Raw genomic sequence first — 23,008 nt, 5'->3', positions numbered from 1 at the left:
ATACATCCTAAAAAAGAGACTAGCGAAATCTTACAATATGAGACTATAATCATAACAATTTTCATAGCTTTGCACATACCTATGAAAAAAAGCATGAAAAAAATCTTACTAATTCTATTCCTTTCAATAGCTGTAACCAGCTGTATGAAAGAGAAGAGTTTCTCTTTTGAGGAAAAAGTGTACCAGAAGATACTACTAGACACTTGTGTTGAGGAGGACTGTACTGAGATTAAGATTACAACAGCAGAGATAGTCGATCCTCAAAATGAAATAGCAGACAGAATCAACAAGGATAACCTCTCTATCATTAATGAGATTCTCTCTTTTGAAAATGAGAAGAAACAGGCTACTAACTATGACAGTATTGTAATCTCGTTTACGAATGCTTATACCAATATGGTTAAGAAATTTCCTAAAGCGACAATACCTTGGCAAGCGAAAGCGAATAATATCGTAACCTTCTACGGGGACAACTTAGTCAGCTTTGCCTTAGATTACTATATTTTCACAGGAGGAGCTAACGGATTTCAAGGAGAGAAAACGATGCACTATAACCCTGCTACAGGAGAACAATACAGTAAGGAGCAGTTGTTTAAAAACTATGGGGACTTCAAAAAACTAGTGATCAACAAGTTAAAAGAATTAAATGATAACGGTAAAGAGAAGGCTACTAATATAAGCGAACTATCACTAGAAGAAGATTCTCTAGAGATGCCAGAGAACATCTTTATCTATGAAGATAGTGTAGTACTTAACTTTACTACTGCAGATGTAAGCACAGTTGCAAGCAAGGTAATCACCATCTCATTCACACAAGAAGAAATAGTCCCTTACCTAAGCTTTGAACTAAAACCTAAGCCAAACACAAATAAATAATACCCGCTAAACAAAGAGTTGTGAGCATTTATAAAAAGATATTTAAACAAACGGCTATCTACGGATTAGCAGCAGTATTCCCTAAAGTAATTGGGTTCTTCCTAGTTCCTTTTCACACAGACTTGATGCAAAATAACGACTATGGTCAGTATAGTGTTATTTTCTCTATTATGATGTTTCTAAATGTGATACTTTCATTTGGGATGGAGACCGCCTTCTTTAGATTTTATAATAAACAAGAGGATAAGAAAGAGGTTATTAATAACAGTTTATTATTCCTTGGATGCACCACTTTACTATTCGCCATAATTAGCGTATTGACCTTAGATTTTTGGGCTTCTATCCTTAGTGTATCAAATGAACTATTATACTATGTACTCTTTATTTTAGTACTAGACGCCTTAGTTATAGTTCCTTTTGCTAAGCTTAGAGCAGATCAGAGACCTCTATACTACAGCGCCATCAGGATAGCGAATGTATGTATATACACTGCTCTTAATATATTCTTCTTATACTACCTACCTAAGCTAAATAACGCTTATCCAGATAGTATATTCAACACTATTTATAAAGAGGGAAATCAAGTAGTCTATATATTCATTGCTAACCTTGTTGCTAGTTTATTCACTTTTTTAGTCTTTTATAAGGACTACTTCAGAATCAAGTTTAAATTTAATAAAGAACTGAATAAACAGATGCTTACCTACAGTTTTCCTATCATGGTAGGAGGACTTGCATTTGCTGTTAATGAAGGTTTTGACAAGATATTATTAGAACGACTATTACCAGCTGATATCGCACTATCAGAAGTAGGAAAATATGCTGCATGTTATAAGTTAGGATTGTTTATGGTCTTGTTCAGACAAGCTTATACGCTAGGTATCGAACCATTCTTCTTTAACTATGCTAAGAATGACGACGCACCTACTAAGTATGCTACCATTACTAAGTACTTCACTATTTTTGGTAGTATGATTATGTTAGGCGTTATCGTATTTGCAGATATATTGAAAGTCTTGTTCATTAGAAATGAGTCTTATTGGGATGCGATGATTGTTGTTCCACTTATCATCTTAGCCAACTTATGTATGGGAATCTATACCAACCTATCTGTATGGTATAAACTAAGGGACAAAACTGCTATAGGAGCGTATATCTCTATTATGGGAGCTGTATTCACTCTTATATTTAACTACCTACTTATCCCTATATGGGGCTATATGGGATCAGCGATAGCTACTCTGATAGCTTATGCATCTATGATGCTAGTCTCTTATGTGATGGGACAGAAACAGTACCCTATCCCTTATGACAAAAAAGCTATAGGAGGATACCTAGGAATATCTATACTCCTAAGCTTTGTATACTTCTACTGTTTTAGAGAAAACTATTTCGTTGGAATAGCCTTTATACTCGTATTCTTAGGTGTTATATACAAATTTGAAAATACCGTTATCAAAAAAATGATCAAACGATAAATATAGAATCCATTACTAGTTAGTAATGGATTTTTTTTAACATGTATTTAATTGTCTTATATTTAATACTCTAAAAAACTCGCTATGACTAACGAAATCTTTTTGAGTATTACTAAAGACAACAGTTCTATTACACTCTTTGAAGAGAGGCTATTTTTACCTTTCTTCTGGATTTGCCTACTAGACCATGAGATGATAAGTAGTAGAATACCTCACTGGGAACAAGCTTATAGATTCGTAGATTTCGATCTGGAATATGAGAGAGATGATGAGAGTATAGATAATACCGCATGTACAATCACTATCTCTAAAGAAAAATTTCATACCAATTCCGCAATAGCTAGAGAAAAGATAGAGAAACAACTCAATCAAGCATTACCTCTATACGATGATTTTATAGCTTGTATAGAGAGTCACCTCTCTCAAGGAGGTGTGATTAATTTAGAGATACTATACTATATTCGCTGTTGTGACTCACCACAGGACTTCATTAAGGGTATAAACAGAGAGATAACATCCATAAAAAAACAGGAACTTTATCCTATACGGTACTTCGACCCAATAGACTTAATAGGTACTGGAACAGGTATAGCCTCGATAGACAACAAGGAATTTAAAGAATTAGCCCCCTATAAGCACGCTGATGATAACAGATACAATGATAAACCTGACCATGATCCTAATTTGAGGCAAAAGAATATTCGTAAACTAATCTACTTCTTCATCTCCCTTATAATCATAGTTGTTTTATTCATTATAAACCAATAACTCCTTCTTAGATAATGACAACACATCTCTCTTGTCACTAAGGGAACATAGTATTATCTAAGCTATGAATACACCATGAGTACAAGACCCCTTAATAAGATAACCACACAAATGAGAATACTAGCACTATGCCAAATAGCGCTAGTGGGCTTATTTATCTATCACATTAGTCTTAAGAATACGTACAGCAGCCTTATATTCGTAGATGCACTTATATTTATCTTACTAGGTGCTTATATAAAACATCTCCTTATCGTAAAAAAACCTAATCAAAAGAAAAAGAGGAAAAAAAAGAAAAGATCAAGATAACCGTATATCAATGCTCTCTCTTAGCTATTCTCAATCTCCAGACAACATGAATTATTCTACTGATTAGCACTTAATTCTAAGCAACAGATCTTCATCGCCATTTACTTAAACATTTCACATCAAGCGCTACAAACTGTATTGCTATAATCAAATGCTACCCTATCCATCTATTTCTTAAAATAGCATAGAACCTCTGCCCTTTCTTTCCCCATTCTTTCTTCTTGGGTAATACATGATCAATACTAAAAGCATTCTTCGACTACTATTTCTCTAGTCCACTATTTACGACCTATTCTCCACTAACTGTCGAGCAAATTAAGATGAAGATAGATATACTCTAGGATAGTGATAAATACACCTAGAAGAGAAAAAACACAAGAAAAACACAAACAACTAAATAACAACAACTTACAATAATTACCTATTAAAAAAAATATATCCTTTTTTTTAGAATAGCCCTTCATTAGTACCCCTAAAACAGCATTTTTTAAAAAAAGTGAAGTATGTTTTTTAATACATATATGAAAGCTAGTATAAGTATTTCATCAAAATAGGCTTAGACACTTATACATAGAAACAAAAAAAAGCCACTTCTATACAGAAATGGCTCTTTATATTGATGTTTAAACGACTATTTCTTAACGTCTTTTTTGATTTTATCTTCGATGCGTTTTACACGCTTCTCACTATCAGGGTGAGTAGAGAATATTTTAGCTTTAGTAGATTTATCAGCTCCATATTCTTTCTCCATATCAGCAAACTTTTGGAATCCATCTGCTAACGCTTGAGGATTCTTACCATTCGCTACTAAGAATTTATAAGAGTAATCATCTGAATCAGTCTCTTGTCCTTGAGAGAACTGAGCTCCAATAAGTTTCTCTGTTAGAGCCCCTAGGTCTCCTTTCATTAAGTCACCTACTGTACCTTGAGTTGTACCAGCAAATTGTACAGCTGCTTCTGCTAACAATACTTTTCTATACCCGTTTAAAGAGTGCTTTAATTTTACGTGTCCGATCTCGTGACCGATGATACCTAATAGCTCATCATCACTCATAATATCCATCAATGAAGAGAATACACGTACACTTCCATCAGGACAAGCAAAAGCATTCACGTCTGTAACGTAATATACTTTATAGTTTAGATCTAGACCATCATAGTTCTTATATGGCCCGAAGATACGCTCTAAACGCTCTGCATATGCTTTCTTCTTAGGATCTTTATCCTTCACTGTACACACAGGGTTATTCTCATCCATCCACTTAACAGCAGCGGCAGCAGACTGAGCTACTTCTTCATCACTTACTGTAAATGCCTTAGCTGCTTTTAGACCAGCTTCGATCTTCTTTGGGTTTAATTTACCAAACTGTGCATTAGCTGTTCCTATTGCAAAACACACTAAACATGCAGATAATAAAACTTTTTTCATAATGTTAATATTTTTTTACAAGAACAAATGTACTCTTTTATTTTAAATTCACTAATCGAACCTTAAACATTCATAATCAACCTATAACAACGCTATTAGATTCTCAAAAAGACCTAAAAACATTCGTATTTCTCCATTAAACCATTCAAAATAAAACGCCCAATATCCAACTACTTAGACGTATTACCCAACTAAAAAAGAGCTCCTAAGAGCTCCCTAAATAATATGAAATACAACAACTTATTATATCACAACTGTTTTTTTAGTTTGTACTGTATAATTACTATTAAATACAGTGTCTACAAATCTCCACTCTGCCTTAGCACCAGATGTAGTGTAATCAATATATAAATATCCTCTATCTGTTAGATTCACATAGTCTAGTTCATCTATTAATAATGGCATTACTTGTTCTAATTGTCTAGCCTGACTCGGATCATTTGATATTCCTAAATACGTCTCCATACCAGGTGAACTAACCGAGCTAGTTGCTAGCTCATATCCTACCACCTCTCCTGTCTGTGTCTTCATCTGACTATACCATGCATTATGAGTATCTCCTGCTAGTGTCATTACCTTTTTTCCCTTGCATAAGCTATACAGCATCTCTCGCTCCACCGCATACCCATCCCATGCATCTAGATTATATGGCAATACAGTAGTCACTCTAGCTTTCTCCTGTGCTGTAAGTGTAGGATCTCCTTGCAGTAAGCGAGTTTTAATCACTACTAATTCTCCTACAGCCTTTTGTAAAGCAAGCATTGAGTTAGCAGAAGCACTTCCTCCTGCCTCTATCTCTGCCATGATCTGATTAACAATCATTAAAAACTCAGCAGGAACAAGCATCTTCGCCATTAAGATCTGTTGTCCTAACACCTGCCATGTAGCCCCACTAGAGTTCATCTGACCAGCTAACCACCCCAACTGTTCTTTCCCTAATAATTGACGATTAGGGTTCATATAATCTTGCATAAACTTAGCTTGATCAAAGCCGCTAGCCGTCATATAATTGCCATAACTCAACTGTTTATCTCTAGCAATAACACGAGTATCTAACATATGTAATGAAAGAATATTACCGAAGTCAAAACTTCTATAGATACGAGCGTCTTTACCAGTCTTTAGTGGTATAAACTCACTATATGCCTGTAATGCTGCTCTTTTTCTTGTTTCAAAACTACCTTCTGTTTCTGGCTGATGATTCTCTGCACCATCCTTATACGTATCATTAGCTATCTCATGATCATCCCACACACAGATGAAGGGCTTCTTCTGATGTGCCAACTGAAGGTTAGCATCACTTCTATACTGTCTATATCGCTCTCTATAATCCTCTAAAGTAACGATCTCTTTATTCGGTTTATGAGCTCTGTTAAAGGCTAACGTACTTGCATTAGTACCATATTGTCCAGGAGCATACTCATAGATATAATCCCCTAAGTGGATAATGACATCTGCATCTGACTTAGCCATCTCACCATAGACATGAAATAGACCCGCAGGATAATTAGAACACGATGCTATGGCTAACTTCACATTACTCACCTGATCTGATGTAGCAGGTAGTGTGATGGTCTCCCCGATCACAGAAGTATCTTTGGTAGAAGTATTATAGAACCTATAATAGAACTTACTATTAGAAGGTAGGTCTTGTATTTCTATAGCGATTGTATTATCTGAAAGAGAGGCAACAGTCACTTTGCCTTGACGAACAATATCTTTAAAATGAAGGTCTTTTGCTATTTCCCATACTATTTCAGTATTAGCATTGGCATAGCGAGTCCAGATGATTACACTAGTAGCAGTTGGGTCAAAACTAGCTACACCATAGTCAAAGTTTTTGATCTGAAACTGTCCATCTACACCATCTGTGTTAGGATTACTTGAATCGTCATTAGAACAACTAATAATTATAGGAGCTAAAAATAAACTTCCTGATGCTAATAAAGAAGTACGCAAGAACTTCCTTCTATTGAATTGTGAATTATCCATACTTTAAAAACTTTGTCACAAAACAACTCTTCTTGCATTATCAGAGAATTAAAACCAGGTTAACAATCCGTAACCATTAAGCGCTATATGTTAATTTATAGTGCTTAGACTGTTTGGTGTTTTCCCTTGCGCTTATGAAAAGTCTCTTTATACTACCCCTCATTATCTTTAGCGATAATACTGATGCTTCCGTTGATTTCTAATGTTGCTAATTTCACTTGTTTGAAGTACTCTACACCATGTTCATGCATAGCCTCAGTCAGCTCTTCTGAGGTAATGCCTAGCTGTGTAGCTTTAGCGAAATCAACCACACCGTGCTGGATAATGACTTCAGGCTTCTGCTGGAGTAATCGATTGACAAGTTTGTTGTGAGCGATCAGTCGTTTCATTCCGTAGTTTAAAGAGAATAAAACAAAAGCAGCTAATATTCCTCCTTCTAAGCTCGTATTAGAGCCAACCATAGCATTCTGTACTGAATTGCTAATTAAGAGCATTAAAACAACGTCAAATGTGTTTAACTGAGACAACTGCTTCTTGCCAAACACGCGCATCGCTATAATCATAAATAAATATACAGCCACACTTCTCCATACGATATCTAAATACTCCATAAATACTTGCTTTTACTTCAAATTTAAACAAAAGCTAAATACAAAAACACAACTTCTAGACTATCTCATCCTCCTATACCATGAAATAGAAGGGCAACCTCAAAGAGAATCTTATTAGTTCTATTCAACAATAACACTTACCTTAGATGTTATCAAAAGCAACTAGACTAATGTTTGATTATTTATTCAACGAAGGAGAAACTCCTAAATATCCAATGTTATTGGCATTACTAGCCATGACGATATTTGGTGTAGGTATGTACTTCCAAAGCAGTGAAAATATGTATACTCTCAATGATAAAGAATTAGAAGAAAACCTAAAGAGAGAGTTTAATGCTTCTGTAATCTATAAAGGCATTGAAAAAAATAATAGAAATATGGAGTACTATCAGCTAGATAACAATATGAAGTTCTATACATATCACCCTATCTTTAACTTAATAGATGTAGGGGATAACCTGATCACTAAGAAAGATTCTTCTACATTAGAAATCAGAAAACAAGATACTATTATCTATATAGACTATAAAACAGATATCTGGGCAAGATTACCTAGAGGATCTAACTTTTATAAATAACAGCTTACTATCACTACTCTACACTTCTATGAAAAACAATTGGTTTAAAGATGGTCTTGACTTCGAAAACATAAGTATAAACCCATTTATACCTATGCTAGCTGTATTATGTCTTATCGTCTTAGTCGCTTATAAATGCGGAGGAGAAAATGCCTACACAGAGAATGATAGACAACAAAAAAAAAAATACACTTAAAGAGTTTAAGGCTGTTGTCATCAGTCAAGAAGCTAATAAAGGATCTAGAGCAGGATCTTATTACATACTAGACAATGATATGCGATTCTATGAGAGAGAATACCTCTATAAGGTAATAGAGATAGGAGATACGCTAATCACTAAACAAAATTCTACAAGACTAGAAATTATCAAGAAAGACACTGTTCTGACGATAGATTATTTAGAAGATATATGGACAGCTAAAGACCGTTCACTGAGATATAGGCATTAGAATAGCCTTATAAAAAAAGCAGGAGTGATAGAATATATCACTCCTGCTTTTTTATTCACTTGCTATAATCTTATAAGTTTAAATTTTGATTCTTATCATATCTCACTTGGTATCCAAAGCGAAGTGATTTACTATCATTTCCTTTCAGTCTAAGGTCCCACTTCACAAGCCCTTTCTCTTCATTAAGCTTTCCTGATGAAGTCTCTGTTAATTCTACTTCTATATCTTTATTAGAGCTAATAGGATACTGATCTTCTACTTGTATATCTATCTGCTCAGCTTTGTTATTGCGAATCGTAATATCGTATACGAAGTTTTGAGACTTTTTAGAAGATAACATCTTAGTACCTGATTTATCTTTTAATAAAATACGAGTAACTGCTACTTTAGGGTCTTTACCCATATTTAGTTTCATTTCCTCTTCTGTGTTTGCAGGGTTCAACATAGTCTTACCAACATATACTCCATCAAAGATTACGTTTGCCTCTCCTGCTAATAAGTTATAATTACCATAGTCCTTAATCGTTGCTACTAAATAAGCATTTAGGTCAAGCTTAGGAGCTACATAATACTTATACTCTGCAGGAATAGAAAAGTCGTTAAGTGATACACTATGTGACTTATTATTAGACATCACCGTGTACGGAATATTTATATCAAATGATACGTTTAGTTGTGATTCATTGACTTGAGTAAAGCTACTCATTGTACTTTCCTCATAGACTATTGATTTTTCAGCTGTAGAATAAGAAGCATTAGCTGTAGACATTTCAAGAGCAGCACTAGCATTGACTTTCTTCATACCTATTCCCACTCCAGGCTTTCCACCACCATATCCTGATGACATAGCCCCCCTATAATCAAGAAACCACGTTCTCCAAGTAGGAATAACATTACTCTGATTAGCTACACCACTTGTCAAACTTAGATTCACACCTCTCCAATCGATACCAGAACTCTGTTTCACATCCGCTTTATAAACTACTTTTACAGGAGAGTTAATTTTCTCTACTCTTAGGTCATAAAAAGGCTTCCATGACGCAGCATTCGTTAAATACTTAATCTGAAAAGGCACTTCACCCTCTCTGTCATTCATTACTTGTATAATCAGTTTACCCTTACTAGACTTTTCACTTTTGCCTTCATTAAAAGCAAGCTTATCTTGTAAGTTCGTTAACCGAGTATTAAGGTCATCCTTCTTCTCGTTTAACTTATCTAACTCTGTACTCAGCTGTAGTCTCTTCGTTTTATAGTAGTCTACCATCTTCATCACTTCTGCTGTAGTTGTTCCTTGTTCTCCACCTACTTTCTGATTAGAGTCTAATAAAGCAATTGTTCTACTTTCTACATCAATAGCATTATTCACCTTCTTTAATTCAGTTTGAACTAATTTAATACTATCTCTTACAGGCTTCAACAATGGAGAGTCTACTGCACTATCATATTCTTCTACATAGCGATTACTATATTGTATAGCCATTACTGTAACCTCAGATATAGATCCGATCTGTATAGTAGATTCGTTTAGGTAATCAGCTACATTGGTGATCACCACCTCTGAAGTTCCCTTAGGCAACTTCACTTTGGCCTTATGCGTTAATTCAGCACTGTTAAAGTACACTCGGGCACTCTCTAGCTTAGCAGGTATAAACACAGGCTTCTGTGCCCATGTCATAACCGTAGTCAAAGCTAATGCAACAATCGTTAGATTCTTTTTCATAGTATTCAATTTTAAGTTATCCGAAGAGGTATTCTACTACATCTTCAATCTTAGTCACTAGAACAACCTTAATTCCTCTACCAGTATGACTAATCTTATTATATTTTGAAACAAAAATAGTAGAGAAACCAAGCTTCTCTGCTTCTTGTATACGTTGGTCTACTCTATTTACAGGTCTAATCTCACCAGATAGCCCTACCTCTCCAGCGAATGTAAAGTCTTTGCCAATAGACATATCTTGATCTGAAGATAGAATAGCAGCAACCACCCCTAAGTCAATGGCAGGATCATCTACTGTAATACCTCCTGTGATATTTAAGAATACGTCTTTTTGTCCTAATCTAAATCCAGCTCTTTTTTCTAATACAGCTAAGATCATATTCAGTCGTTTCAGGTTATATCCTGTTGCACTACGTTGTGGAGTACCATATACAGCTGTACTCACAAGGGCTTGTACCTCTACCATCAGTGGGCGCATCCCTTCTAAAGTAGCAGCGATGGCTGTTCCTGATAATTCTTCTTCTTTATGTGATATTAATATTTCAGAAGGATTAGACACCTCTCTAAGACCACTTCCTTGCATCTCATAAATACCAAGCTCTGCTGTAGAACCAAAACGGTTCTTATTCGCTCTTAGTATTCGATATACGTGATTTCTATCACCTTCAAACTGTAATACAGTATCCACCATGTGTTCTAACATTTTAGGTCCTGCTATACTTCCATCCTTTGTTATATGTCCAATAATCAATACTGGAGTTCCAGTTTCTTTAGCGAATTTAGTTAGCTCAGCTGTACACTCTTTAATCTGAGAAACAGTCCCTGCAGAAGATTCAATATATTCTGTATGCAAAGTTTGAATAGAGTCAATGATTAATACATCAGGCTGTATCTCCTCTATTTGACGAAAGATGTTCTGTGTATTGGTCTCCGTAAGAATATAACAGTTATCATTAGCAGGGTTAATACGCTCTGCCCTCATCTTTATCTGTTTCTGACTTTCCTCTCCTGATACATAGAGAGTCTTGAAAGGCAAACGCAGAGATATCTGTAATAATAATGTACTTTTTCCTATCCCAGGCTCACCACCTAAAAGCACCATAGAGCCAGGTACCAGTCCACCTCCTAAAACACGATTAAGCTCACCATCCATAGTATTCATACGTATCTCCTCTGTACTGTCTATCTCTCGTACCTTTAGAGGCTTCGCTACCTTCTTCATGGTATTAGGAGAACTACTTACTGCTTTCCACGCTGTCTTTTCTTCTTTTTGGATTACCTCTTCTACAAGTGTATTCCACTCTTTACAAGCATTACATTGTCCTTGCCATTTAGCGTATTGTGTACCACAACTCTGACAGAAAAAAGCCGTCTTTACCTTTGCCATTACTTTCTATTTAAAATCTTCTTACGAAGATACGATGTTATCATTAGACAATAATAACTTGATAAAAACTAATTACTCCACAAGAAATAAATTATATTCTATAATAACATTTATATTTACTACAATAAAACACACTATTAACACATGAGAAAACTAATTTACACAGCTTTAATAGCTACACTAACCTTAAGCTTTAATGCTGTGCATGCACAAGAACAAAAACTAGAGAAACGCTTTGAAGCAGGAATACACCTACTTGGAGTTGGAGTTAACTATGAATACCCAATAGTAGATCAGTTAACTGTACTAGGGAAAGTACAATACAACGTAGGTTTTTTTGGCAACTCTGATTATGTAGATTACATCGCTTCTTTGTCCTTAGGAGTAGAATCTAGATATTACTATAACTTTAATAAAAGAGTTCGAAAAGGTAAAAACACAAAGAATAACTCAGCTAACTTTCTTTCTTTAGGCTTTGATTATATGCCAGATGCTCTTACAAGTACGGATTCAAAAGACAACATTAAGGTAGAAAAATCATCTCATCTATCTCCTATGTGGAATATAAGACGAAATATAGGTCAATCTAATTTTTCTTACGAAGCTGGTATTGGTATTGATTTTTATAGAATACATTATGATTATAGACCAACTGAAAAAGAAACAGGTTTAGCACTAAGATTAAGTATCGGCTACACCTTCTAAATATAGAACAAAAAAAAGACCTACTCAATGAGTAGGTCTTTTTATATTTCTAATCAACTAATTAGTTAGCTAATATAATAATCTTATTATCGCTTAATTCGATAGTTCCAAGACTGATAGGTAAATGATAAGTATCATTACTTACTTTCTCGAATTTAGAACTAAACTCTGGTGCAATAGAAATGTTTTGCCCTGTGAACTTTACACTTCCTTTTGTTAGGATAGAAACAATAGGAGCGTGATTATTTAACATCTGAAACTCTCCATTTGCTCCTGGAACTGAAACTGAAGTAACTTCTCCAGAAAATAAAGTAGCCTCAGGTGATACAATTTCTAATCTCATGTCGATCTCTTTAAATATTAATTAGATTATATTTCTGCAAGCATTTTCTCTCCAGCTGCAATCGCTTCTTCGATTGAACCTTTTAAGTTGAAAGCTGCCTCTGGTAAGTGGTCTAACTCACCATCGATAATCATATTAAATCCTTTGATAGTATCTTTAATATCAACTAATACACCTGGGATACCAGTAAACTGCTCAGCTACGTGGAATGGTTGAGATAAGAAACGTTGAACACGACGAGCTCTGTATACAGCTTGTTTATCTTCTTCAGATAATTCTTCCATACCTAAGATCGCGATGATATCTTGTAATTGTTTATATTTCTGTAAAATCTCTTTTACTCTTTGAGCACAAGCATAGTGGTCTTTTCCTAAGATCTCTGGAGTCAAAATACGAGAAGAAGACTCTAGTGGATCAACTGCTGGATAAATACCTAACTCTGCAATCTTACGAGATAATACTGTTGTAGCATCTAAGTGAGCAAACGTTGTTGCTGGTGCAGGGTCAGTTAAGTCATCCGCAGGAACGTAAACCGCCTGTACAGAAGTAATAGATCCTTTTTTAGTCGAAGTAATACGCTCTTGCATAGCTCCCATCTCAGTAGCTAATGTTGGTTGGTATCCTACTGCAGAAGGCATACGACCTAATAATGCAGATACCTCAGAACCAGCTTGAGTAAAACGGAAGATATTATCTACGAAGAATAATACGTCTTTTCCTTGGTCATCACCAGCTCCATCACGGAAGAACTCAGCAATAGTTAATCCTGATAATGCAACACGTGCACGTGCTCCTGGTGGCTCATTCATCTGACCGAATACGAATGTAGCTTTAGATTCTTTCATACCTGGTTTATCTACTTTAGATAAATCCCATCCTCCATTTTCCATAGAGTGCATGAAGTCATCTCCATATTTAATAATACCTGACTCTAACATCTCACGTAGTAAGTCATTACCCTCACGAGTACGCTCTCCAACTCCAGCGAATACTGAAAGTCCACCGTGTCCTTTAGCGATATTATTAATTAATTCCTGAATCAATACTGTTTTTCCTACTCCAGCACCTCCGAATAAACCAATTTTACCCCCTTTTGCGTAAGGCTCAATTAAGTCGATTACTTTGATACCTGTGAATAATACTTCAGTTGAAGTAGATAAATCCTCAAATTTTGGAGCAGAACGGTGAATTGGTAAACCATTAGAACCTTCTTTTGGTAAGTTTCCAAGACCATCAATAGCGTCTCCTACAACATTAAACAATCTACCAAATACATCTTTACCAATTGGTACTTGGATTGGAGATCCTGTAGATGCTACTTCATATCCTCTACTTAAACCGTCTGTAGAGTCCATTGAAATTGTTCTTACTGTATCTTCTCCAATATGAGATTGTACCTCTAGGATTAATTTAGTACCATCTGGTTTTGTGATTTCTAATGAATCATAAATCTTTGGAAGCTCGGCATTTGCAGTGTTGAATACTACGTCAACTACTGGCCCGATAACTTGCGCAACTTTTCCTGTAACTTTAGACATTGCTTATGTATTTATTTAACAGCTATTTACGTTTATCGAAAAATTCTACTTTTTCAGAGTGCAAAGATAGTTTTTTTCTCTGAATATTAAAACTTTGAAATTTTATTTTAAATAAAAAAAAAGCGAGTCTTAAAAAGACTCACTTTTCTACTATTATTCAACCGTCACTGACTTAGCCAAGTTTCTCGGTTGGTCAACATTACACTCTCTTAAAACAGCGATGTGATAAGATAACAGTTGTAATGGAATTGTCGTTAATATTGGAGTTAAAGCCTCAGAAATACCAGGTACTTCGATAACGTGATCAGCTAGTTCTCTTACTTGCTTATCTCCTTTTGTTACCACAGCAATGATTTTTCCATTTCTTGCTTTAATCTCTTGGATATTACTCACTACTTTATCATAGTGATCTTGATTAGGTGCAATTACAATAACTGGCATATGCTCGTCAATTAAAGCGATTGGACCGTGTTTCATCTCAGCAGCAGGATATCCTTCTGCATGTATATAAGAGATTTCTTTCAGTTTTAACGCCCCTTCTAATGCCACAGGATAGTTATATCCTCTACCTAAGTATAAGCAGTTAGTTGAGTCTTTATAAACCTGAGAGATTTTTAATATTTCTTCATTTTGAGTTAACGCTTCTTCTACACGCTCAGGTACTAGCTCTAATTCATGTAAATATTTTAAATATTCAGAATTAGGTAAAGTTCCTTTTGCTTTTGCTAAACGAAGAGCAATTAAAGTCAATACTGTAATCTGAGTTGTAAATGCTTTTGTAGAAGCAACACCGATCTCAGGTCCAGCATGTGTATAAGCTCCAGCATGTGTCTCTCTAGAAATAGAAGATCCTACCACATTACAAACTCCGAATACGAATGCTCCTTTTTCTTTCGCTAATTTAATAGCGGCAAGAGTATCTGCTGTCTCTCCAGATTGAGAAATAGCAATCAGAACATCACTAGAGTCAATAATTGGGTTTCTATATCTAAATTCAGAAGCATACTCTACTTCTACTGGTATTCTTGCAAACTCTTCGATTACATACTCAGCTACTAAAGCAGCATGCCAAGATGTACCACAAGCAGCGATAATAATTCTCTTTGCATTTAAGAATTTATCGATATTATCTTCGATACCTGCCATTCTGATCAAACCTTGATCAGCTAATAAACGACCTCTAAAAGTATCTTTAATTACCTCTGGTTGCTCGTATATTTCTTTTAGCATAAAATGGTCATAACCATTTTTCTCGATTTGCTCTAAGTTTAATTGTAACTCTTGAACGTAGTGCGTAACTAATGAGTCATCTTTAATCTTGCGAATGCGCAATGGTTTGTGCAGTCTAATAATAGCCATTTCTTCATCTTCTAAATAAATAGCATTATTAGTATACTCGATAAAAGGTGATGCATCAGATGTAATGAAGTACTCATTCTCACCGATTCCGATAGCTAGTGGACTACCAAGTCTAGCAGCTATTATTTCGTCTGGTTTTTTGATATCCATTACAGCGATAGCATACGCTCCCACTACTTGATTTAAAGCGATCTGAACAGCTTTTCCTAACTTAACACCTTGAGTCTTTTGTACATCCTCGATTAAGTTAATTAATACCTCAGTATCTGTTTCAGACTTAAATGTATAACCTCTTTTAATTAATTCTTGTTTAAGAGAATCATAGTTCTCTATAATACCATTGTGAATTAAAACTAACTCACCCGAATTAGAAAAGTGAGGGTGTGAGTTCACATCATTCGGAACACCGTGTGTAGCCCATCTAGTATGTCCTATACCTACAGTTCCTTTTTTTATTGTATCTGTACTTTTTTCTTCTAAATCAACAACTTTACCTTTCGTTTTACAAAGATTGATTGTCTCTCCATCGAATATAGCAAGACCAGCAGAGTCATATCCTCTGTACTCTAATCTTGTTAAACCTTTAATAATAACAGGGAACGCATCGCGATGACCTATATATCCAACTATTCCACACATACTTGTTTACTTTTTAGCTTTAGTATAAAAAATCTCTAACTTCATCTTCTTATTGTCCAGCGTAGTATTCGCTCCATGAAGTACAACTCCGATTGGGCAGCTAACAGCATAAGCTGGAACAACATTCACGTTAGTAGGTTCGTTGTTTATTTCGTTTTTCAATTTCTGATTAACATACCCTCCTACTGCAAAGTTATTCGCAACAGTCAAGGCTAATTTAGGGCTCACGTCATTCTTACTTTTCAGAAGACCTCTTATGTGGTCAGTGATTTTAAACTTATAATAATACCCTTCTTTTTTATTCTCTTTATCTTCTTTTACGAAGATACCGTTATATCCTTGTTTGATATACTGAGATGTACTCACCGCATCATTAGCAAAGTCTGACAACGCAATACTGTTGTCATAATCGTATAAGAACAGACGCTCAGGGATAGGTTGCCCTTGCATACGCTCCTTGTCCACATAGATCGTTAAGTAAGCTTCGTTCAGCAATACGTCCTCTTTCTTAAGTGCTTTTAACTCTTCAAGGTTATTAGACTTCAGTAGATCGATAACTGCTAAGCTACCTTGTCCACCTTTTATGTAAAGGCTTTCATCACCTTGCACTTTATTTGCATTAGCCACCTCTGATTGGTAAGTTCCGTCTAGAAGTGTACTAAACATATTCACACTAAATTTCTTAGTTCCTACCGTATTACCACTTAAGCTAAGTGTAACTTCTTTTCTTTCGCGTGTAATCACTTCCTTACCATCTTCTCCTTTTGTCTTTTTATCAACATGGAATATAACTACGATTTTACCTTTAGCAATATCTAATAATCCTGTAGTTCCTTTACTTCCGTTTCCTTCTGCTCTTAGATATAATCCCTTAAACAACTCACTGAATCCATTCGTTTCTGACAACTTCGCTTTGTTTTCAGTAATAAATTTCTCAAAGTAATTTTTATCTAAGTCTAACCACATTCCAGGGATAAGACGTTCTTTAATCTGATTATCTCCTGTATTTGGATCTTTAATAGGATTACCATCCTTATCTGTCTTATAAGTAATGATTTCTCTATTTGTAAAAGTAAAATTAGTATTCTGAGACGACTGTCCCGAAGTATTTAACTGTGTATTAATCTTATTTTTATCGATTAAAGCACCTGTTTGATCAGTATAGTATTTAGATGCAGAACCATCTGTTAAGTCTACATCCATCAAGTGATAGTTATTCTGATAAACTTTTAAGTCTATAGAACCTTCACCATATACATTTTTAAGTTTGTAGTAATTAACTTTATTATCTACTTTGTCAAATTGAGAAAAGTAAGGCACATACACATATACAGAGTCTACCTTTACATTCTCACCAATATCTCCAGCAACTGATGTTGAGTTAGCTAACTGAACAACCAAATCACTGCTAGTAGCACCAAATAATCCATTGTCTAGATACCCAAAAGGGACTTCTCCTAATCTACTTCCATCTACTGCTCCATAAGCTTGATTATAAGCTTTTATATCCTTTACGTTATACGATTCGATATCGAAGTTTCCTCCTCCTATTATATCGCTTCCCGTTTCTGTAAAATCACTCTCACAAGCTTGTAAGGCCATAAAGCCTAATACAAGAGATATTCCTTTTAATATATTCTTTTGGTTCATCTAGTCAATCCAATCTATTTGGGTTATTACTATTCTATTCTGATATAGCTATTAAAAAAACTTCTGATAAAATTCAGTATAAGCTTTAGCAAACTCATCTTTAGCTACGAAAGGTAAAAAAGGTTTTTCAGAAGACTCTATAAATTTTGTTAAATTTGAACTTACCTCTTCTGAAGCAACGATAACACCATCCGAATTTTTGATAGCATTCATCATGATACTTTCATAAGTAGGGTTCTCGAAGTCATTCACTACGTCTTCTGGGAAGCCATCGAATGCTATTTTTTCTTTCATAGTAGCATCTAAGACACCGCTAAATCCTTCGCTAAAAATAGAAGTAACTACTTTCGTATCAGAGAAAATAGCTTCATCTTTATAATAATGTTTTAAATAAGCTGGCAGCAATGAAGCCATCCAACCCTGTACATGTATCACATCAGGAACCCAGTTAAGTTTCTTAACCGTTTCGATTACACCTTTTGTAAAGAAAATAGCTCTTTCATCATTATCAGGATACAATGTTCCATCCTCATCTGAGAAAGTAGATTTTCTTTTAAAATACTCGTCATTATCTATAAAGTAAACTTGAATACGCTCTTTCGGGATAGAAGCTACCTTAATGATTAGTGGCATATCCATATCATTTACGACTAGATTCATACCTGACAATCTAATAACTTCGTGTAATTGATGTCTTCTCTCATTTATGCTACCATATCTAGGCATAAAAATTCTTATCTGTCCTCCTTGATCATTAATCATTTTAGGAGCATCATAAGACATTAATGAAACTTCATTTTCTGCTAAATAAGGTACCACTTCAGATGATACATATAATATCCTCTTTTCTTTCATCTTCAATTATAATTTCTGTGTTTGAAACAAATAAACATTGCAAATTTACAAAAATTTATGCAGTTATTTTCTAAATAACTAATTTTGCCATTATTTTAAACACGAAGCTAATGTTTCTTTTTAGTACAAAAGCCGAATTACAAGCGTATTTAAAACCATTTCGCGACGCTAATAAGGCAATTGGTCTTGTACCAACAATGGGGGCCATTCACAATGGGCACCTTTCATTAATGGAACAATCATTAAATGAAAATGAATGTACTGTAGTAAGTATTTTCGTTAATCCTACGCAATTTAACAATGCAGAAGATTTAGAAAAATACCCTCGTACTTTAGAAAGAGATCAGGAGATCATTAAGTCTCTTTCTGAACAAATTGTAATATTTGCACCGTCTGTTGATGAGATTTACGGTGGAAATACTGTAGCCCAATCATTTGATTTTGATGGACTAGAAAACGAAATGGAAGGTGCTTCGCGCCCTGGCCATTTTGATGGAGTAGGAACTATCGTGAGTAAACTTTTTGAGCTTGTTACGCCTAACAAAGCTTATTTTGGAGAAAAAGACTTCCAACAATTGCAAATCATCCGCAAGATGGTAGATAAGCTTCATATACCTGTACAGGTTATCGGAGTGCCTATCTTCAGAGCTACGGACGGCTTAGCGATGAGTTCTCGTAACGAACGAGTATCTACTGAAGGATTAAAAAAATCGACTTTCTTATATCAAGTATTGTTGAAAGCCAAGGATTTATTCAAAAGTGAAAGTATTTCTAAAGTTAACGCTTTTGTTGAGAATGAATTTAAAAATAATCCTAACTTTGAACTCGAATACTTCACTATAGCAGAAGAAGATACTCTAAAAACAGCTACATCTAAAGATGAAGCTCACAGATACAGAGGATTCTTAGTTGCTCATATCGAAGGCATTCGACTAATTGACAATATATCTTTTAACTAAAACTCACGCGAAATGCAAGTTGAAGTAGTAAAATCAAAAATTCACCGTGTAACTGTAACTGGAGCAGACCTACACTACATCGGAAGTATTACGATTGACGAAGTTTTAATGGAAGCTTCTAACATCATAGAAGGAGAAAAAGTTTCGATTGTTAATATTAACAATGGAGAACGCTTTGAAACTTATGCTATCCCTGGACCTCGTAACAGTGGAGAAATCTGCTTAAATGGTCCTGCAGCACGTAAAGTACACAAAGGGGATATCATTATCATTATTACTTATGGAATTATGGATTTCGAAGAAGCGAAGACATTCAAGCCTTCTATCGTATTCCCTAATGAAGAGACCAACACCTTAACATAGCCTCTTATTGAAAAAAAATATCAGTAAATTATTGAATATATTACTCCCACTTTTGTTGGGAGTTTTTTTGGTTTATTACGCCTATAATCAGTTTACTGAAGACCAGATAGAGGAGATGAAATCTCAGTTTAGAGATGCTAATTATAACTATATTATCATCTCCTCTTTCTTTTCTATTTTAAGTCTGTGGGCACGCGCCTATAGATGGAAGTACGCCTTGCGCTATATGGGCTATCCCGTATCCACATTCACTAACTTTATGGCTATCTCTATTGGTTATCTTCTTAACCTGACAGTACCTAGATCAGGAGAAGTATCTAGAGCGATCGTCTTGCAGAAATATGAGAAAGTCCCTTTTGACAAAGGCTTTGGATCTATCGTTTCAGAACGAATTATTGACCTTATCTGTTTATTGCTTTGCGTATTTTTAGCCTTAATTTTACAGTATGAAGTACTAAAAGACTTCTTATTAGCCAAGGTCCCAGTAGAGAAACTAAGTATATTAGCTATCATCGCATTCGTAGGCTTATTAGCCACTATTGCCTTATTTTATTATAGCAAATGGAAAGTGATTCTATTTATTAAAAATAAAATCAAAGGACTTACAGAAGGAGTCAGCAGCATCTTTAAGATGCCTTATAAAGTTGGTTTCTTATTCCACACTTTTCTTATTTGGTTTGGCTATATCGCTACATTTTACTTCGGTACACACGCCATAGAAGCCACTAGTACACTAAGCATTCCTATCGTTATGTCTGCCTTTGTAGCAGGTAGCTTTGCTGTATCATTTACTAATGGAGGTTTTGGAGCATTCCCGCTAATCATCGCAGAATTATTGTCTATCTACAGCATCTCTGCTGTCGCAGGTACAGCCTTTGGGTGGATATTATGGACCACACAAACCGCTATCGTAGTCATATTAGGAGCACTACCCTTCTTAATCTTACCCCTGTATTATAATCAAAAGAAAAACTAATCACGCACTACCTCATCATAAAAAAAGCACCTATCTAAAATATTAGACAGGCACTCTTTAATAGTACAAACCAGTAAATTGGTATAATGATGGTATAAACAGCGCTATCAGTTATCAATCATTATTTCTTTATAGGTTACTTTGTGGGGATAATTGTTGTTGTTTTAATATTGTGCTATTAAATAATTGATCATATCTGTAGTTGTCACTATTCCTTGTAGTACATTATCCTTATCTACTACCGGAAGTGAGTGAAACTGCTGTTTAGAGAAGATCTCAGCTACATCTTTGATATTAGTATCATCCATCACCACGATTGGGTTCTTCGTCATTACATCTTCTAACTTATAAGCGTCATAAATAGCGTCTAATGCACTTTGGTCTAAATCATTTGCTCCATATCCTATCTTTAAGATATCGTTGCTACTGATGATCCCCACTACATTCTCTGCTTCTATAACAGGGATATGTCTAATATTATATTCTACTAATAATTGGTTTACTTCACTTAACTTTTTATTAGTTGGCACAGCTATAAGTGCTTTAGACATAATTTGAGATACTGGTACTCTTTGTTTCATAGTGCTATAGTGTTTTATTGTTCTAGTACAAAGATTGCACTTACATACCTCATAATACATGATAAAAAGCAGGTTTTACTAAATAATAATGTCGTAATTTATATAGCAATGTTGTATTTATAGAACACATTATTCACCATAAGTGAATATACCACAATCTCAAAACTCTCCAATCCCTTGCCAATACTCGAAAAATAAAAATTGTGACAATTTATCTCAAAACAGTTTATCCAAAAGCCTGTTTTTTACCTAAATTGCTTCATAATTAACTACTTAAAAAATTATATCTATGGCAACAACGAACACTTATCTAACCTTCAATGGCAATTGTGAAGAGGCATTTAATTTTTATAAATCTGTATTTGGAGGAGAATTCACTTACCTCGTTAGATTCGACAGCATTCCAGATAGCCCAGAATTCGTAGTATCCCAAGAGGACAAGAACAAAATCATGCACGTCTCACTTCCTATCGGTAAATCTGTCTTAATGGGTAGTGATACTTCATGTGGCGATCCAACACCTATTGTACAAGGGAACAATTTCTCGATATCAGTATCCACAGATAGCCAAGCAGAGGCAGATGATCTATTCGCTAAGATAGCGGTAGGTGGTACTGTGATCATGCCGATCGAAGACATGTTTTGGGGTGACTATTTTGGAATGGTATTAGACCAATTTGGCATCCAATGGATGATCAACTTCAGTAGAGACGGACAGTACTAATAAGACCTTACCCCCTGATCATCCCATCCCAATAGTAGCCTTCTGTTGGGATTTTTTTTCTAATTACATCACTTTATAAAAGACTAACTTTAAATAGAACTAACTAATATTATCCAACACTGCTGTTGTAGACACTATATAATTATCAATCCCCTAATAAGAGATCTTATTAGGGGATTTTCTTTTTATACCTCCTAGACATCTTCTATTATCGTCCTCTACACAAATGAGACAATGTTTTCACTTGCCTTCGTATGCTCCCTATTTGATAGCATAGTGATAGGGAGGTGATAGGCTTATTTATAGTACTTTTTAGCCGACCAAATGCCCATCACTAGCCGACCACATGCCGACCACTCCTAATATTAATGTAAAAAAGATAACAGAATACGCTAGTTCTAGCACCTATTAATCGTTCTAAAAAATGGAATGCAAGCGAATATTAACTTGATATCGATAGAATTAAAAATGAAGAAAAGCTTATGCTCTAGTAGATGAACAGGTAATAAAATGAAGATAATCAACCCCCTTAAAGACAAGAATGGAATAGATATCAAATAAAAAAGCCAGTCATAAGACTGGCTTTTGTTTTGCTCCCCCTCTTGGGCTCGAACCAAGGACCCTCTGATTAACAGTCAGATGCTCTAACCAACTGAGCTAAGGAGGAAGGTTATATTCTACCTTTATTGCATTGCAAATATATACATTTTTAATCAAAT

22 protein-coding genes and 1 tRNA gene are annotated in these 23,008 nt (G+C 35.0%); 11 read left to right on the top strand and 12 right to left on the bottom strand.

Annotation, left to right across the window (positions count from 1 at the left end; genetic code table 11):
- The first annotated feature begins 93 nt into the window (after positions 1–93).
- The 3 genes from BK054_RS06130 (at position 94) to BK054_RS06120 (ending at position 3,122) form a co-directional block, all read left to right on the top strand.
- On the top strand, positions 94–876 hold the full coding sequence (locus BK054_RS06130; RefSeq protein ID WP_071307081.1) for a PdaC/SigV domain-containing protein: 783 nt from the start codon (positions 94–96) through the stop codon (positions 874–876).
- Positions 877–896: 20 nt separating this feature from the next.
- A complete protein-coding gene (locus BK054_RS06125) occupies positions 897–2,354 on the top strand; it encodes an oligosaccharide flippase family protein (protein WP_071307080.1) in 1,458 nt (485 codons plus the stop codon).
- Positions 2,355–2,438: 84 nt separating this feature from the next.
- A complete protein-coding gene (locus tag BK054_RS06120; RefSeq protein WP_071307079.1) occupies positions 2,439–3,122 on the top strand; it encodes a hypothetical protein in 684 nt (227 codons plus the stop codon).
- A gap of 940 nt (positions 3,123–4,062) precedes the next feature.
- Here BK054_RS06120 and BK054_RS06115 read toward each other — a convergent pair.
- The 3 genes from BK054_RS06115 to BK054_RS06105 all read right to left on the bottom strand — a co-directional run bounded on the left by BK054_RS06115 (position 4,063) and on the right by BK054_RS06105 (position 7,463).
- A complete protein-coding gene (locus tag BK054_RS06115; RefSeq protein ID WP_071307078.1) occupies positions 4,063–4,860 on the bottom strand; it encodes a M48 family metallopeptidase in 798 nt (265 codons plus the stop codon).
- A 243-nt stretch (positions 4,861–5,103) separates the two neighbouring features.
- The gene (locus BK054_RS06110; protein ID WP_071307077.1) at positions 5,104–6,852 is read right to left on the bottom strand and encodes an alkaline phosphatase D family protein; all 1,749 of its coding nucleotides are present in this window, start codon (positions 6,850–6,852) and stop codon (positions 5,104–5,106) included.
- A 152-nt stretch (positions 6,853–7,004) separates the two neighbouring features.
- On the bottom strand, positions 7,005–7,463 hold the full coding sequence (locus tag BK054_RS06105) for a DUF421 domain-containing protein (RefSeq protein ID WP_071307076.1): 459 nt from the start codon (positions 7,461–7,463) through the stop codon (positions 7,005–7,007).
- A 146-nt stretch (positions 7,464–7,609) separates the two neighbouring features.
- On the opposite strand from BK054_RS06105, the gene BK054_RS06100 reads away from it, so the two are divergent.
- The 3 genes from BK054_RS06100 to BK054_RS06095 are packed head-to-tail and all read left to right on the top strand — an operon-like array spanning position 7,610 to position 8,490.
- Positions 7,610–8,041 carry a hypothetical protein gene (locus BK054_RS06100; RefSeq protein ID WP_071307075.1) on the top strand — a complete coding sequence of 144 codons (432 nt, stop codon included), beginning with the start codon at positions 7,610–7,612 and terminating at the stop codon, positions 8,039–8,041.
- 28 nt (positions 8,042–8,069) lie between these two features.
- Positions 8,070–8,237 carry a hypothetical protein gene (locus BK054_RS18560; protein WP_232234346.1) on the top strand — a complete coding sequence of 56 codons (168 nt, stop codon included), beginning with the start codon at positions 8,070–8,072 and terminating at the stop codon, positions 8,235–8,237.
- A complete protein-coding gene (locus tag BK054_RS06095) occupies positions 8,206–8,490 on the top strand; it encodes a hypothetical protein (protein ID WP_232234345.1) in 285 nt (94 codons plus the stop codon). The genes BK054_RS18560 and BK054_RS06095 overlap by 32 nt, the downstream gene beginning before the upstream one ends.
- A 70-nt stretch (positions 8,491–8,560) precedes the next feature.
- On the opposite strand, the gene BK054_RS06090 is transcribed toward BK054_RS06095, so the two are convergent.
- Both BK054_RS06090 and radA read right to left on the bottom strand, forming a co-directional pair.
- Complete coding sequence (locus BK054_RS06090) at positions 8,561–10,210, bottom strand: DUF4139 domain-containing protein (protein ID WP_071307074.1); 1,650 nt, start codon at positions 10,208–10,210, stop codon at positions 8,561–8,563.
- A gap of 16 nt (positions 10,211–10,226) precedes the next feature.
- Positions 10,227–11,597: a DNA repair protein RadA gene (gene radA / locus BK054_RS06085; protein WP_006257778.1), complete on the bottom strand. Its 1,371-nt coding sequence runs from the start codon at positions 11,595–11,597 to the stop codon at positions 10,227–10,229.
- Between the two features lie 144 nt (positions 11,598–11,741).
- Here radA and BK054_RS06080 point away from each other — a divergent pair, with 144 nt between their 5' ends.
- The gene (locus tag BK054_RS06080; protein WP_071307073.1) at positions 11,742–12,302 is read left to right on the top strand and encodes a hypothetical protein; all 561 of its coding nucleotides are present in this window, start codon (positions 11,742–11,744) and stop codon (positions 12,300–12,302) included.
- Between the two features lie 61 nt (positions 12,303–12,363).
- Here the strand turns inward: BK054_RS06080 and BK054_RS06075 are convergent, their stop codons facing one another.
- The 5 genes from BK054_RS06075 to BK054_RS06055 all read right to left on the bottom strand — a co-directional run bounded on the left by BK054_RS06075 (position 12,364) and on the right by BK054_RS06055 (position 18,686).
- The gene (locus BK054_RS06075; RefSeq protein WP_006257780.1) at positions 12,364–12,645 is read right to left on the bottom strand and encodes a F0F1 ATP synthase subunit epsilon; all 282 of its coding nucleotides are present in this window, start codon (positions 12,643–12,645) and stop codon (positions 12,364–12,366) included.
- Between the two features lie 26 nt (positions 12,646–12,671).
- The gene (atpD, locus tag BK054_RS06070) at positions 12,672–14,183 is read right to left on the bottom strand and encodes a F0F1 ATP synthase subunit beta (RefSeq protein WP_006257781.1); all 1,512 of its coding nucleotides are present in this window, start codon (positions 14,181–14,183) and stop codon (positions 12,672–12,674) included.
- Positions 14,184–14,336: 153 nt separating this feature from the next.
- On the bottom strand, positions 14,337–16,181 hold the full coding sequence (gene glmS / locus BK054_RS06065; RefSeq protein ID WP_006266096.1) for a glutamine--fructose-6-phosphate transaminase (isomerizing): 1,845 nt from the start codon (positions 16,179–16,181) through the stop codon (positions 14,337–14,339).
- Between the two features lie 6 nt (positions 16,182–16,187).
- Positions 16,188–17,831, bottom strand: a complete 1,644-nt coding sequence (locus BK054_RS06060; RefSeq protein WP_006262537.1) for a DUF4270 domain-containing protein — start codon at positions 17,829–17,831, stop codon at positions 16,188–16,190.
- Positions 17,832–17,882: 51 nt separating this feature from the next.
- Positions 17,883–18,686 carry a glycogen/starch synthase gene (locus tag BK054_RS06055; RefSeq protein WP_006257786.1) on the bottom strand — a complete coding sequence of 268 codons (804 nt, stop codon included), beginning with the start codon at positions 18,684–18,686 and terminating at the stop codon, positions 17,883–17,885.
- Between the two features lie 110 nt (positions 18,687–18,796).
- Between BK054_RS06055 and panC the strand changes: the two genes are divergently transcribed.
- Genes panC through BK054_RS06040 form a run of 3 tightly spaced genes read left to right on the top strand, consistent with a single transcriptional unit; the run spans position 18,797 to position 20,984 of the window.
- The gene (panC, locus tag BK054_RS06050) at positions 18,797–19,645 is read left to right on the top strand and encodes a pantoate--beta-alanine ligase (protein WP_041888355.1); all 849 of its coding nucleotides are present in this window, start codon (positions 18,797–18,799) and stop codon (positions 19,643–19,645) included.
- A 12-nt stretch (positions 19,646–19,657) separates the two neighbouring features.
- Positions 19,658–20,008, top strand: coding sequence for an aspartate 1-decarboxylase (panD, locus tag BK054_RS06045; protein WP_006257788.1), 351 nt, complete (start codon positions 19,658–19,660; stop codon positions 20,006–20,008).
- A gap of 7 nt (positions 20,009–20,015) precedes the next feature.
- Entirely contained in the window at positions 20,016–20,984 is a 969-nt protein-coding gene (locus tag BK054_RS06040) for a YbhN family protein (protein WP_071307072.1), read from the top strand.
- Positions 20,985–21,148: 164 nt separating this feature from the next.
- Here BK054_RS06040 and BK054_RS06035 read toward each other — a convergent pair whose 3' ends face one another.
- Positions 21,149–21,565, bottom strand: a complete 417-nt coding sequence (locus BK054_RS06035) for an HPP family protein (RefSeq protein ID WP_006257790.1) — start codon at positions 21,563–21,565, stop codon at positions 21,149–21,151.
- Positions 21,566–21,854: 289 nt separating this feature from the next.
- Between BK054_RS06035 and BK054_RS06030 the strand changes: the two genes are divergently transcribed.
- Positions 21,855–22,289 (top strand): VOC family protein, encoded by a 435-nt coding sequence (locus BK054_RS06030; RefSeq protein WP_006257791.1) that lies wholly within the window; start codon positions 21,855–21,857, stop codon positions 22,287–22,289.
- A 593-nt stretch (positions 22,290–22,882) separates the two neighbouring features.
- Here BK054_RS06030 and BK054_RS06025 read toward each other — a convergent pair.
- Positions 22,883–22,956: transfer RNA gene (locus BK054_RS06025), tRNA-Asn, on the bottom strand.
- Positions 22,957–23,008 lie beyond the last annotated feature (52 nt).

This window comes from Myroides sp. ZB35, assembly GCF_001865835.1.
GTDB classification, from domain to species: Bacteria; Bacteroidota; Bacteroidia; order Flavobacteriales; family Flavobacteriaceae; genus Flavobacterium; species Flavobacterium odoratimimum.
Note: the sequence above shows the minus strand (reverse complement) of the source record. Positions and strands in the feature narration are given on the sequence as shown.

What these genes read in the sequence shown, in the direction of transcription:
- BK054_RS06100 (WP_071307075.1), top strand. Translation starts at nt 7,610, where the DNA reads ATGTTATCAAAAGCAACTAGACTAATGTTTGATTATTTATTCAACGAA.
- panD (WP_006257788.1), top strand. Translation starts at nt 19,658, where the DNA reads ATGCAAGTTGAAGTAGTAAAATCAAAAATTCACCGTGTAACTGTAACT.
- panC (WP_041888355.1), top strand. Translation starts at nt 18,797, where the DNA reads ATGTTTCTTTTTAGTACAAAAGCCGAATTACAAGCGTATTTAAAACCA.
- BK054_RS06110 (WP_071307077.1), bottom strand. Translation starts at nt 6,852, where the DNA reads ATGGATAATTCACAATTCAATAGAAGGAAGTTCTTGCGTACTTCTTTA.
- BK054_RS06095 (WP_232234345.1), top strand. Translation starts at nt 8,206, where the DNA reads ATGATAGACAACAAAAAAAAAAATACACTTAAAGAGTTTAAGGCTGTT.
- BK054_RS06120 (WP_071307079.1), top strand. Translation starts at nt 2,439, where the DNA reads ATGACTAACGAAATCTTTTTGAGTATTACTAAAGACAACAGTTCTATT.
- BK054_RS06055 (WP_006257786.1), bottom strand. Translation starts at nt 18,686, where the DNA reads ATGAAAGAAAAGAGGATATTATATGTATCATCTGAAGTGGTACCTTAT.
- BK054_RS06130 (WP_071307081.1), top strand. Translation starts at nt 94, where the DNA reads ATGAAAAAAATCTTACTAATTCTATTCCTTTCAATAGCTGTAACCAGC.
- glmS (WP_006266096.1), bottom strand. Translation starts at nt 16,181, where the DNA reads ATGTGTGGAATAGTTGGATATATAGGTCATCGCGATGCGTTCCCTGTT.
- radA (WP_006257778.1), bottom strand. Translation starts at nt 11,597, where the DNA reads ATGGCAAAGGTAAAGACGGCTTTTTTCTGTCAGAGTTGTGGTACACAA.
- BK054_RS18560 (WP_232234346.1), top strand. Translation starts at nt 8,070, where the DNA reads ATGAAAAACAATTGGTTTAAAGATGGTCTTGACTTCGAAAACATAAGT.
- BK054_RS06105 (WP_071307076.1), bottom strand. Translation starts at nt 7,463, where the DNA reads ATGGAGTATTTAGATATCGTATGGAGAAGTGTGGCTGTATATTTATTT.
- BK054_RS06035 (WP_006257790.1), bottom strand. Translation starts at nt 21,565, where the DNA reads ATGAAACAAAGAGTACCAGTATCTCAAATTATGTCTAAAGCACTTATA.
- atpD (WP_006257781.1), bottom strand. Translation starts at nt 14,183, where the DNA reads ATGTCTAAAGTTACAGGAAAAGTTGCGCAAGTTATCGGGCCAGTAGTT.
- BK054_RS06060 (WP_006262537.1), bottom strand. Translation starts at nt 17,831, where the DNA reads ATGAACCAAAAGAATATATTAAAAGGAATATCTCTTGTATTAGGCTTT.
- BK054_RS06115 (WP_071307078.1), bottom strand. Translation starts at nt 4,860, where the DNA reads ATGAAAAAAGTTTTATTATCTGCATGTTTAGTGTGTTTTGCAATAGGA.
- BK054_RS06090 (WP_071307074.1), bottom strand. Translation starts at nt 10,210, where the DNA reads ATGAAAAAGAATCTAACGATTGTTGCATTAGCTTTGACTACGGTTATG.
- BK054_RS06080 (WP_071307073.1), top strand. Translation starts at nt 11,742, where the DNA reads ATGAGAAAACTAATTTACACAGCTTTAATAGCTACACTAACCTTAAGC.
- BK054_RS06030 (WP_006257791.1), top strand. Translation starts at nt 21,855, where the DNA reads ATGGCAACAACGAACACTTATCTAACCTTCAATGGCAATTGTGAAGAG.
- BK054_RS06075 (WP_006257780.1), bottom strand. Translation starts at nt 12,645, where the DNA reads ATGAGATTAGAAATTGTATCACCTGAGGCTACTTTATTTTCTGGAGAA.